This window comes from Comamonas terrigena NBRC 13299 (assembly GCF_006740045.1).
Classification (GTDB): Bacteria; Pseudomonadota; Gammaproteobacteria; order Burkholderiales; family Burkholderiaceae_C; genus Comamonas; species Comamonas terrigena.
In genome coordinates this window covers 199,858-211,726 of record NZ_AP019749.1, presented here as the reverse complement: position 1 = coordinate 211,726, position 11,869 = coordinate 199,858, and the positions used below count along the sequence as shown (strand labels likewise).

The window sequence follows — 11,869 nt, the reverse complement described above, 5'->3', positions numbered from 1 at the left end:
TTTTCTTCAGGCCTGCGCAGCCGCCTGTACCAGGGCCTGCACCTGCCCCATCAGACGGCGCTGCACCTTGCGCACATAGCTGGTGTTGACGCTTTTGAACCAGCTGCGCACCGGAATCAGCAGCTTCTCGCCAATCCCGTCCACCAGCACGAACTCCGGCCCGCCCGAGCGCGATTCGGTGTACATCAAGCCCGCCACATTCACTTCCCCAAACACCAGGTGCAGGTCTGCACAGGCATCGAAGAACTGCTCCAGCGCGGTGTAGTGCTTGGCCTCCAGCGCGCCGGCGGCAGCGAGCGCTTCGAGCGTCTGGGGCAGGCCGTCCGGGCCGAGGATTTTTTCGGTCACCAGGCCCAGGCCCTGGGTCGTGGGCACCAGCCCATACGGCGTTTCCATCGGAAAGAAGGTGGTCTGCTGGTGGTACGCCGCCTTGGACAGCTGCAGGTACTGGATGATCTCGCGCCGGAACTGCCGGTACACACCCTGGGCAAACGCACGCTTGAGCCGGCCATGTTTGGCGAAGCCCCCGTCCGGCGCCACCAGCTCGGGGCGGATCAGCTTGAGCACCTTGCCGTCATCATCGGGCAGGGCATAGACACGCTTCACGGTTCCTTCGCCCAGCAGGGACAGGCGGCTCACATCCACAATCACATTCGGTCCTTCTCTAAGGCGACAGACGTTTGCCGCGTTCCAAAATAGGCCTGCGCTGCCAGCAAGCTCAGCATCATGGTGAAGAAATGGCTCTCGCGCGAGCTCCACAGCGACACATTGATCAGGCTGTTGGTTGCCAGGATCACGAGGAAGCTCAGCACCACCGGACGCCAGCGGTCATCACGCCAGACGGAATGGGCCGTGGCCGCCAGGATGCCGATGAAGAGCAACACGCCAATCAGGCCGTTTTCCATCCAGAACAACAGATACTGGTTGTGGGGGTGGCGGTCGCCGAAATCACACCACCCGGGTTCCGTCACATGACGGCACCATTCATCGTGGTAGCTGCCGGTGCCCCAACCGGTCAGCGGCTTTTGCTGCACCAGCTCCCAGGTGTGCTTCCAGAAATTGATGCGGCCACCAATGCTGGTGATCTCCATCTTCTCACTGTCGCGGGCTTCGGCAATCGCCAGATGCACGCGATCCTGGGCCGTCTGAGACACGGCGTAGGCACCGCCCGCTGCCACCACAATGGTGAGCAGTGCCAGCCAGCGCTGATAGCCTTTCAGTGCAAAGAACACAAAGCTGCTCACGCCCAGCATCAACAGCACATAGCCGGTGCGCCCCAGCGATAACTGGGTGATGGCCACGGCCGCCAGCAAGGCCACTGCCGCGGCCAGCAGCCGCAGGGACAACCGGGGAGCATTCTTGCCGTACCACAGCGCCAGCACCACAAAGAACGACATCATGATGTTCTGCGTGATGTAGTCGCCAATCACCGTGTGGTCCACGCCCCAGCCCAGATTCTGGGTCTTCGACCATGGCAGCTGCAGCCAGATGTTGGCGTAGACCGACACCAGAATGAACAGCATGCAGGCACTGAACGCCTGCAGGCACCGTGTGCGCCACTGCGGCTGAGCCAGCAGGACAAAGAACACCGCCCCCAGCAGCAGCTTGATGTACTTGGTGTAGTTCAGTTGAATGTCGCCCCAAAGAGCACTGCTCCACAGGCCGCCCAGCAACACCACGCCATACAGGCCCAGCATCAGCCAGGGGTACGGCGCACGGCGCCATGTACTGCGTTCACGCCACAACACCCCGCTGAGCAGCGCCAACAGGCCCGTCAGCAGCATGGCGATATTGCCCAATGCCATGGCCGCAGGAAAAAACAGAAACGCGGCGACCAGCATCCACTGGGCACCTGTCTCCAGGCGCGAGGAAATCAACTTTGGCTGCATAAACCCTTAGGCACGCGCTCCAGCGGCGCATGCTTTGCACACCGAACACATATCAACGCCGCACCGGCTTCTTCAGTTGGTCGCGGTCCACTTCCAGCGCCACGTAGCGGAAGAAACATTCCAGCCCGACAAAAAAACTATAGAGAAACCCTGCGCGACCGCACAGAAAACCACGCTGAAAGACGTACAGGCGGGTGAAATTGGCAATACCGGAGCCCAGACCGCGCAGAACGCCACCGCGCTTTCCCGCCTGGTGCCGTTTCAGCGCGCCCAATTGGACATACTGCGCCAGCTTCACCAAGCTGCCATAAATGGTTTCACGCGAGAAATGCGGCAGGCGCTGGCGCAGATGCCGGGTGGGTACTGCAGTGCGCAGCACCGCCCCTTCATGCACCGCACCGCTGAAGCCTTCGAGCACCCGCATCGGAAACAGCCGTGCCACGCCGCCGGTGCCACGCATGCGCCCCAGCGACTGCCCGTAGGCCATCTGCTCCCACTCCACTTCCCAGACGGCTTCTGCGTTGCCTGCCACCACCTGGCGGATTTCGTCGGCCAGTGCCGGGGTCAGGCGCTCATCGGCATCCAGAAAGAACACCCAGTCCGCCCGTACATGCTGCAGTGCGCGGCTGCGCTGTTCGCCAAACCCTTGCCAGTCCGGGTACGCCACCACCTCGGCGCCCAGTCCCTGGGCCAGAGACACAGTCGCATCCTGGCTGCCGCTGTCCACCACCAGAATCTGGTCGGCCACGCCCTGGGCGCTGCGCAGGCAGGCTTCGATGTTGTGCGCCTCGTTCAAGGTCAGCACCACAATGCTCAATCGGCTCATCCGCGCGTCCATTCTTCAGTATTGCACCGGCGCAGACCACAGGCCCACGACACGCCCCCACACCCGCGCCACATGCTTGGGCGACGGTGCAAAGACACGCAGGGCCAGCAAGCCCACGGCGCCCCACAGGGCACGGCGGCGGTGCTCGATGGCCGCCGCATGCCCCTGGTGCTTGGCCGTGAACAGCACCTTGGAGCGGGCATGGTGGTAGCCACGCCCGTATTCCACGCTCAGCGGACGTGGACCGCGCACCGACCCGCGGTTGGCATGGGCCACGTGCACGGACGGCTCGATCAGCACAGGCTTGCCGGCCTGCAACAGGCGCAGACACAGGTCTTCGTCTTCGTAGTACAGGAAAAAGCGCGTGTCGAACCAGTCGCGCGTGGGCATGGCGTTCAAACGCAGCAGCATGGCCGCACCGCAGGCGTTGCCGACACAGGTCACGCCCTCGGCAGCCGGGCCCTTGGACGCCCACAGGTGGCGTACCCAGCCGTAGTTGACCTGTTTGCCACCATCACCACCCACCAGCTGCGGTGCCATGATGGCCGCGTGCGGCCAATCGGCCATGGATGCCAGCAGCGCCTGTGCATCGGCGGCCATCACCGCGCAGTCCGGATTCATCAGTAGCGCAAAAGGGGTCCGGACCTGGTGCAAGGCGGCATTGTTGGCCGCACCAAATCCCCGGTTCTCCCCCAGCTCCAGCACCTGGGCCTGCGGCAGGGCCGCACGGATACGGGCCGGCGTGTCGTCGGCGCTGCCGTTGTCCACCACGATGACATGCGGCCAATCCGCCAGCTGCGCGCCCAGTGCCTCGGCACAGTGCGCGCTGTTGAAGGTCACGATGACGGCGGTGACGGCATCCAAAGCGAAACAGCGCTCCGCGGGAGCGCTGTCGTCGGACGCCAGGATGTGATCAGTGGCCACCCGCAAACACCTCGCCCTCTTTCAGGCGGTAGGTCGTGCCGCAGTAGGGGCACTTGGCCTGGCCGGTATGGGCCACATCCAGGTAGACCTTGGGGTGGCTGTTCCACAGCTTCATGTCGGCCTTGGGGCTGGGGCAGTAGACGCCGCCTTGGGCATTCAAATCCTTGGCGGCCAGTTCTACAACGGCAGTCGTGCTCATATTCGGTGTCTCTCTCTCGGTGGGGCGGAATTTACACCCGGGTCAACCAGTGGGTGTATTTGGGATTGCGTCCGTTGACGATGTCAAAGAACGCGTTTTGAATCTTTTCAGTGAGGGGGCCACGGCGGCCTTCGCCGATGGGCAGGCGGTCCACTTCGCGGATGGGCGTCACTTCGGCGGCCGTGCCGGTGAAGAAGACTTCGTCGGCGATGTACAACTCGTCACGGGTGATGCGCTTTTGCACCACTTCCAGGCCCAGATCCTTGCAGATGTGGAACACGGTGTTGCGGGTGATGCCGTTCAGGGCGCCGGCGGACAGGTCAGGCGTATAGACCACGCCGTCCTTGATCACAAAGATGTTCTCGCCCGAACCTTCGGACACAAAGCCGGCCGCATCCAGCAAGATGGCTTCGTCGTAGCCATCGTCCAGCGCTTCGGTGTTGGCCAGGATGGAGTTGGTGTAGTTGCTCACCGCCTTGGCCTGGCTCATGGTGATGTTCACATGGTGGCGGGTGAAGCTCGACACCTTCACGCGGATGCCGCGCTGCATGCCTTCTTCGCCCAGGTAGGCACCCCAGGCCCAGGCCGCCACCATCAGGTGGATGCTGTTGCCCTTGGGGCTCACGCCCAGCTTGCGGTCGCCAATCCAGGTCAGCGGGCGCAGGTAGCAGGACTGGAGCTGGTTGGCCTTGACCACGTCCACCTGGGCCTGGTTCACCTGTTCCTGGGTGAACGGGATCTGCATGCGCAGGATCTTGGCGCTGTTGAACAGGCGCTTGGTATGGTCTTCCAGGCGGAAGATGGCCGTGCCCTGGGCGGTGTCATAGGCACGCACGCCTTCGAAGGCGCCGCAGCCGTAGTGCAGCGTGTGGGTCAGTACGTGGACCTTGGCGTCACGCCACTCCACCATCTGGCCATCCATCCAGATCTTGCCATCACGGTCGGACATCGAGGGAACTACGGGGCTCATACCACTCCTTGGCGTGCTTCAGGGAAAGGGGTTTGCGGGCGAAACCGCCATTTTAGGCCCGCAAGCGCCATTTGCCCCGGTACGCGGTGCAGTACGCCAAGCAAGGCCCCAGATGCCGCCCACGCAGCGCCCTCCCGGCGCAGGCCCTCAGGCCGGCACAGGGGGTAAAGCCCAGGGCTCAGTGAGCCACAGGAGGCAGGGCAGCAGGAGCCTGCGCAGCATCGGTGGCCGTGGCTTCGGGCTGCGGCGGGCGCTGCAGCGTCCACTTCATCAGGCGGCCGCCGACGAATTCACAGGTGACATGGGAGTTGGTGCCGTCGGTCCAGCGGAAGATTTCCGGATCCTGACCTTCCTTCGACATGCGCTGGCCCAGCGAACGTGTCATGGCGATCACATGCATCAGGCTGACCTTGGGCTTGAGCTTGACGTTCAGCATGATGGCGCTGCCCACATAGCCGATGGGCTGGTTGGAGGCACGGCGCACAATGGTCATCAGCCGGGTGAAGTGCAGCAGCAGCCACATCACCGTGCCGCCACCCACGGCCGCCACGCCCATCCAGCCATAGGAGCGGTGGGCCGCGTAAAACAGAATGGCCAGACCCACTGGCACCACAAACTTGCGAAAATTCATGCGCCGTATTGTCCAACAGGGGGCATTTCCCCTGGCTGCGGGCAGTGCGTAGCCGTGGGGTTATGCCGCCTTGCAGGGTGGACGGCCACAACACAGCCGCCTATCGCACCCCGAAATTTCGGGGCTTTTTGCCTGCAACAGCTTGCCCGCTCAGCGCAAGCCGCTCCTGTTTTTTTCAATGCGCCGCGCTTATTCCAGTCCGCGCACGATCTGCATGGCCTCGTCCACGCGCTCCACGGTGTGGATCTTCAGGCCGGCAATCGCCTTCTTGGGCGCGTTCGCCTTGGGCACCACGGCCACCGTGAAGCCCAGCTTGGCGGCCTCCTTCAACCGATCCTGACCGCGCGGCGCCGGCCGCACCTCACCGGCCAGGCCGACTTCGCCAAAGGCAATAAAGCCCTTGGGCAGGGCCTTGCCGCGCAGGCTGCTGGTGATGGACAGCATCACCGCCAGATCGGCCGCCGGCTCGCCGATGCGCACCCCGCCCACGGCGTTGACAAACACATCCTGGTCGGCGCAGGCCACCCCGGCATGGCGGTTGAGCACGGCCAGCAGCATGGCCAGGCGGTCCTTGTCCAGGCCCACCGACAGGCGCCGTGGCGAGGGGCCGCCGCCGTCGACCAGCGCCTGGATCTCCACCAGCAGCGGGCGCGTGCCTTCCAGCGTGACCAGCACGCAGCTGCCAGGCACGGGCTCGGTGTGCTGGCTCAGGAAGATGGCGCTGGGGTTGCTCACCCCCTTCAGGCCTTTTTCCGTCATGGCGAACACGCCGATCTCGTTCACCGCACCAAAGCGGTTCTTGATGGCGCGGACCAGGCGGTGCGGACTGTGGGTGTCGCCCTCGAAGTACAGCACCGTGTCCACCATGTGCTCCAGCACACGCGGGCCGGCCAGCGCGCCCTCCTTGGTCACATGGCCCACCAGGATCACGGTCACCCCGGTGCTCTTGGCCATACGCGTCAGGTGCGCCGCGCATTCGCGCACCTGCGCCACCGAGCCGGGGGCGCTGGTGAGCTGGTCGGAATACACGGTCTGGATGGAGTCGATCACCACCACGGCCGGCTGCGTGGCCTCCACCGTGGCCAGGATCTTCTCCAGCTGGATCTCGGCCAGCAGGTTGACCTGACTTCCGTCGATGCCCAGCCGGCGCGAACGCATCGCCACCTGGGCCCCGCTCTCCTCGCCGGTCACATACAGGGTGGGCAGACCGGCGCGCTGCAGCGCGTCCATGGCCTGCAGCAGCAGCGTGGATTTGCCGATGCCCGGATCGCCGCCGATCAGCACCACCCCGCCTTCGACCACCCCGCCGCCCAGCACGCGGTCCAGTTCCTCGATGCCGCTGGGCGTGCGCGCCACATCCTGCGCCTCGATGGCCGCCAGCGGCGTCACCGGCTGGGCATTGGCCAGACCGGCATAGCCCTGGGGGGCGCTCAGGCGGTTCTTGCCGCCGGACGCGCTGTCGGGCACGGTCTCGATCAGGCTGTTCCACGCCCCGCAGTTCGGGCATTTGCCCAGCCAGCGCGGCGTGGTACCGCCGCATGCGTTGCAGGTGTAGATGGTTTTGTCCTTGGCCATGGGCAGCGACTATAGCGGCGGGCGCCCGGCCTGGCGGCGCCACTGCCGCATGCCCGCACACCAAGGGCGCTGCCGCGCCTGTTTTCTGCCGGCCGCCTGCTGCCGCTATGCTGCAGGCCATTCCCCTCCCACCGGACCCTCTGGAGACCGCATGCCCCACCTGACCCTGTTCTACGCCCCGCACACCTGCGCCCTGGCCACCCGCATTGCCCTGAACGAGGCCGGTGCCGACTACCAGCTGCAGTACGTCGACTTCAGCCAGAACGCCCAGCGCAGCGGCGAATACCTGGCGCTGAACCCGCTGGGCCGTGTGCCCGCGCTGCGGCTGGAAGACGGCAGCACCGTGCTGACCGAGACCGTGGCCCTGCTGGCCTATGTGGCCCAGCGCTTTCCCGACGCCCATCTGGCCCCCACCGACCCGGTGCAGTTCGCCCGCATGCAGGGCTTTCACAGCTACCTGGCCAGCACCGTGCATGTGGCCCACGCCCACGGCCGGCGCGGCGCACGCTGGAGCGACGATCCCGCGGCCATCACCTCCATGCAGGACAAGGTCGCCGCCAACATGGCGGAGTGCTGTGCGCTGATCGAAGCCCATTGGCTGGACCGCGGCCCCTGGGTGCTGGGCGAGACCTTCTCCGTGGCCGACGCCTATCTGTTCACCATCGCCGGCTGGCTGCACGGCGACGGCGTGGAAATCGCCCACTTCCCGCGTCTGGCCGACCACTACCAGCGCATGCAACTGCGGCCTGCCGTGCGGGCCGCCCTGCACGACTGAGACCACGGCGCGGCAGGGCGCCCGCTCACTCCTGCACCAGTTCCTCGTGGTGGTCCGCCTGACCGCGCTTCCAGTAGGCGGAGATGCGCATGCGCTTGAGCGAAGCGCCCTTGTCCTTGAAGACGGTGCGCAGCGCGGCCATGTCGTTGTGCTCGCCTGCGGCCCAGATGTAGCCGTCTTCGGACGGCAGCGGCAGGGCGGCAGCGGCCTCGGCCAGATCGTCCACCCACTGCAGGTCCACCTGGGCAGCGCTGGGCAGCGGACGGCGGTCGGCCGCTGCCACCTTCAGGCGTACGGTCACACGGGCCGTGGCCGGCAGCTCCGCCAGGCGGCGTTCCACGGCGGGCAGCGCGCTGTCATCGCCCAGCAGCCAGTGCCAGGCAAAGCCGGCGGGAATCACCATGCTGCCACGCGGTCCGGCCACCCCGGCCCATTGGCCGATCTGCGCGGTGCGCGCCCATTCGGCGGCCGGGCCGTGGTCATGCAGGGCAAACTCCAGCACCAGCTGGCCTTTGGCGGCATCCCAGCGCACCGGGGTGTAGTCCCGCGCGACAGGGCGCTCGCCGTCAAAGTGGGGACGACCGTCCACCATCTGCGGCAGGTTGGGCTTGTCCTGGCCGGGCTGGGGCAGCAGGAACTTGATGTGGTCATCAAAGCCGTCGCTGCGAAAACCCGTCAGATCGGCCCCCGCCAGCGTGATGCGCACAAAGCCGGGGCTGACCACTTCGCGCGATTGCAGCTGCAGGTGGTGCGCGGCAAACACGTGGCGCACACGCTCCACGCGCAGGGCGGTGTCGGGGATGGTTGAGCCGGTGGCTGCGATATCGGTGGTGGGCATGCACGCTCCTGCGTAGAATGTTGACTTAATCAACAATATAACCATTGTTAATTGACTTTGTCAACCAATGCGTGCACCATTTGCTTCTGCTGACGAGATCCCTGGATGAACACCTCTGCCCTGCCCTCTGCCGTGCTGGATGCCATGCACAACCTGACGCTGGCCTACCGCCGCCAGATGCGCGCGGCCCTGCACGCCCAGGCGCTGCCGCTGACGGCCAATGAGCTGAAAGTGCTGCTGTACGTGGGCCACCATCCCCTGTGCACCCACAAGGACCTGGTGGCGCATACCGGCACCGACAAGGCCCAGCTGGCACGCCTGCTGCAGCAGATGGAAACCCATGGCTGGCTGGAGAGGGTGCCCCATCCACAGGACAAGCGCAGCCGCTGCCTGCGCCTGAGCGCCCAGGGCGCTGAAGCCTTCACCGGTCTGCGCAACCACCGCAGCAGCCTGGGCGCGCAGATGCTGGCGGGCTGGTCGATGTCGGAACAGCAGCAGTTGCTGGACCTGCTGCGCCAGATGCACAGCCAGCTGGCCGCCCTGCCGCTGCCGCAAGGCGAAGGCGATTCGCTGGCACACGACCCCAGCTACAACCCACCCCATCTGCACGACTGAGCCCGGTCCCGAAGCGCCCGCAGCGCACGGCGGGAGCCTCGGCCCCCTGCCCCTGCTCCCTGCCTCTTAGGCCGCCCCTTCCACCACCACCGGCACACGCGGCGCCACGGCGCACATCAGCTCGTAGCCCACGGTGCCGGCCGCAGCGGCCACCTCGTCGATGGACAGCTGGGTGCCATTGCGCGCCGTGCCCCACAGCGTGACGTCGCTGCCGATGCCGGCGTCGGGCACCGGCGTCAGGTCGACATTGAGCATGTCCATGCTGACACGGCCCAGTACACGGGTGCGCACGCCGTTCACCAGCACCGGCGTGCCCGTGCCGCAGTGGCGCGGGTAACCGTCGGCATAACCGCAGGCAATGATGCCGGTGCGCATGGGAGCGTCGGCCACAAAGGTCGAGCCGTAGCCCACGCTGTCCCCCGCCTGCAGCTGCTGCACGCCGATGACCTGGGTCGACAGCGTCATGGCGGGCCGCAGCCCCCAGTCGGCGGCCGTGTGCAGCGGGTAATCGGGTGCGCTGCCGTACAGCACGATGCCGGGACGCACCCAGTCGTTGCGCACGCGCGCCTCCATGCCATGCAGCAAGGTGGCGGCACTATTGCACACGCTGCGCTCGCCGGGCAGGTCCTGCGTGGCGCCGAGAAAGGCCTGGAGCTGGTGCTCGATGCCGCGCGGCCCGTCGGCATCGCTGAAATGGGTGATGAAGGAAATCTCTTCCACCTGGGTGAGCGCATTCAGGCGCGCATAGGCACTGCGAAAGCGCTCCGGCGTGAAGCCCAGGCGGTTCATGCCGCTGTTCATCTTCAGGAACACGCGGTGCGGCTGCTGGGTCTTGTGGGCGGCCAGCCAGTCGATCTGCTGGTCGCAGTGGACGGAATGCCACACCCCCAGGCGGGAGCACAGCTCCAGGTCGCGGGCGTCAAACACCCCTTCCAGCAGCAGGATCGGGCCGCGCCATCCCAGCTGGCGGATGCGTTCTGCTTCCGACAATTCCAGCAGTGCAAAGCCGTCGGTGGCCCGCATGGCATCGAACACACGCTCGATGCCATGGCCGTAGGCATTGGCCTTGACCACCGCCCACAGCCGCGCATCCGGGGCCGCCTGGCGTGCACGTTCCAGGTTGTGGCGCAATGCTTCGGGATGGATGGTGGCCTGGATGGGACGTGGCATGTCAGATGGGAGCTAGGGAAAAGAAGTACGGAATTCTGGCACTCCCGGCACAAACCTGCGTGATATAACCGCCAGTCACTTTGCCAACAGGTCCAGATCAGCGTGGGCATTAGCTCTGCTAATAGTACGCATCCCCATCCATGAAACGCGGTTTCTACACCATCATGTCGGCGCAGTTCTTCAGCTCGCTGGCCGACAATGCCCTGTTTGTCACCGCGGTGGAACTGTTGCGCACCTCCGGTGCCCCGGAATGGCAGCGTGCGGCCCTGGTGCCCATGTTTGCGCTGTTCTACGTGATCCTGGCCCCTTTTGTGGGCGCCTTTGCCGACGCCTTGCCCAAGGGGCGGGTGATGTTCATCAGCAATGCCATCAAGGTGGCGGGCTGCCTGATGATGCTGATCGGCCACCACCCGCTGCTGGCCTATGCAGTGGTGGGTCTGGGCGCCGCCGCCTACTCGCCGGCCAAATACGGCATCCTGACCGAGCTGCTGCCGCCCTCCCAGCTGGTCAAGGCCAATGGCTGGATCGAGGGGCTGACCATCACCTCCATCATCCTGGGCGTGCTGCTGGGCGGCCAGCTGGTGGGCCCGGCTGTTGCGGCACATCTGATGGCACTGGACGTGCCGTTTGTCGACAACGCGGCCGAAGCCGCCATCGGCGTGCTGGTGTTTGTCTACGCGCTGGCGGCCGCCTTCAACCTGCGCATTCCCCGCACCAGCACCCCGCTGGTGCCCATGCGCCAGCACCCGGACCAAGGCCTGCTGGCCGCCACGCTTGCCCTGCTGCCCGACTTCCGGGACTGCAACCGCCGCCTGTGGCGCGACAAGCTGGGCCAGATCTCGCTGTCCACCACCACCCTGTTCTGGGGCGTGTCCGGCAATCTGCGCTACATCGTGCTGGCCTGGGCCGCCGTGGCCCTGGGCTACGGCACCACCCAGGCCTCGGCCCTGGTGGGCGTGGTGGCCATCGGTACCGCCGCCGGTGCGGTGCTGGCCTCGATGCGCATGCGCCTGCAGCACGCCACCCGGGTGATTCCCTTGGGCATTGCCATGGGCCTGCTGGTGGTGTGCATGAATTTCATCAGCCACCTGTGGATTGCCATCCCCTTCCTGATCCTGCTGGGCGGCCTGGGCGGCTTCCTGGTGGTGCCCATGAACGCGCTGCTGCAGCACCGCGGCCATGACCTGATGGGCGCGGGCCGCTCCATCGCGGTGCAGAACTTCAATGAACAGGCCTGCATCCTGGGCCTGGGCGCCTTGTATGCGCTGGCCACCAAGCTGGGGGTGTCGGCCTATGGCGCCATCACCGGCTTTGGCCTGATCGTGGCCATCACCATGTGGCTGATCGGCCGCTGGTACCGCTACAACTGCCGCCACCACGGTGGGGAAGTGCGCCGCCTGCTCAATATCGCGCGCCACGACCACCACCACTGAAGCCTGCCACTTTCCCCCGTTTTC

The 11,869-nt window shown here is 65.8% G+C and carries 13 protein-coding genes; 3 read left to right on the top strand and 10 right to left on the bottom strand.

All coding sequences use genetic code 11. From position 1 onward, the window contains the following. Positions 1-6: 6 nt before the first annotated feature. The 8 genes from CT3_RS00890 to radA form a co-directional block, all read right to left on the bottom strand. Complete coding sequence (locus CT3_RS00890) at positions 7-651, bottom strand: YrbL family protein (protein ID WP_066538793.1); 645 nt, start codon at positions 649-651, stop codon at positions 7-9. After that, entirely contained in the window at positions 648-1,805 is a 1,158-nt protein-coding gene (locus tag CT3_RS00885) for an O-antigen ligase family protein (RefSeq protein ID WP_193761056.1), read from the bottom strand. Before CT3_RS00885 ends, CT3_RS00890 begins: the two co-directional genes overlap by 4 nt. A gap of 136 nt (positions 1,806-1,941) precedes the next feature. Continuing rightward, positions 1,942-2,715 carry a glycosyltransferase family 2 protein gene (locus CT3_RS00880; protein WP_225608810.1) on the bottom strand — a complete coding sequence of 258 codons (774 nt, stop codon included), beginning with the start codon at positions 2,713-2,715 and terminating at the stop codon, positions 1,942-1,944. A 15-nt stretch (positions 2,716-2,730) separates the two neighbouring features. Beyond that, positions 2,731-3,639, bottom strand: coding sequence for a glycosyltransferase family 2 protein (locus CT3_RS00875; RefSeq protein ID WP_227657846.1), 909 nt, complete (start codon positions 3,637-3,639; stop codon positions 2,731-2,733). Next, entirely contained in the window at positions 3,629-3,838 is a 210-nt protein-coding gene (locus CT3_RS00870) for a zinc-finger domain-containing protein (protein ID WP_066538786.1), read from the bottom strand. The genes CT3_RS00875 and CT3_RS00870 overlap by 11 nt, the downstream gene beginning before the upstream one ends. A 31-nt stretch (positions 3,839-3,869) precedes the next feature. Continuing rightward, complete coding sequence (locus tag CT3_RS00865) at positions 3,870-4,808, bottom strand: branched-chain amino acid transaminase (protein ID WP_066538784.1); 939 nt, start codon at positions 4,806-4,808, stop codon at positions 3,870-3,872. 178 nt (positions 4,809-4,986) lie between these two features. Further along, complete coding sequence (locus CT3_RS00860; RefSeq protein ID WP_066538781.1) at positions 4,987-5,439, bottom strand: glycerate kinase; 453 nt, start codon at positions 5,437-5,439, stop codon at positions 4,987-4,989. 189 nt (positions 5,440-5,628) lie between these two features. Then, on the bottom strand, positions 5,629-7,014 hold the full coding sequence (gene radA / locus CT3_RS00855; protein ID WP_066538779.1) for a DNA repair protein RadA: 1,386 nt from the start codon (positions 7,012-7,014) through the stop codon (positions 5,629-5,631). Positions 7,015-7,165: 151 nt separating this feature from the next. Here radA and CT3_RS00850 point away from each other — a divergent pair, with 151 nt between their 5' ends. Next, positions 7,166-7,789 (top strand): glutathione S-transferase family protein, encoded by a 624-nt coding sequence (locus CT3_RS00850; RefSeq protein ID WP_066538778.1) that lies wholly within the window; start codon positions 7,166-7,168, stop codon positions 7,787-7,789. A 25-nt stretch (positions 7,790-7,814) separates the two neighbouring features. On the opposite strand, the gene CT3_RS00845 is transcribed toward CT3_RS00850, so the two are convergent. Continuing rightward, entirely contained in the window at positions 7,815-8,627 is an 813-nt protein-coding gene (locus CT3_RS00845; RefSeq protein WP_066538777.1) for a siderophore-interacting protein, read from the bottom strand. Between the two features lie 105 nt (positions 8,628-8,732). On the opposite strand from CT3_RS00845, the gene CT3_RS00840 reads away from it, so the two are divergent. Beyond that, positions 8,733-9,242 (top strand): MarR family winged helix-turn-helix transcriptional regulator, encoded by a 510-nt coding sequence (locus tag CT3_RS00840; protein ID WP_066538776.1) that lies wholly within the window; start codon positions 8,733-8,735, stop codon positions 9,240-9,242. Between the two features lie 66 nt (positions 9,243-9,308). Here CT3_RS00840 and alr read toward each other — a convergent pair whose 3' ends face one another. Further along, positions 9,309-10,412 (bottom strand): alanine racemase, encoded by a 1,104-nt coding sequence (gene alr, locus CT3_RS00835; RefSeq protein WP_066538775.1) that lies wholly within the window; start codon positions 10,410-10,412, stop codon positions 9,309-9,311. A 140-nt stretch (positions 10,413-10,552) separates the two neighbouring features. Here alr and lplT point away from each other — a divergent pair, with 140 nt between their 5' ends. After that, positions 10,553-11,845, top strand: coding sequence for a lysophospholipid transporter LplT (lplT, locus tag CT3_RS00830; RefSeq protein ID WP_066538773.1), 1,293 nt, complete (start codon positions 10,553-10,555; stop codon positions 11,843-11,845). Positions 11,846-11,869 lie beyond the last annotated feature (24 nt).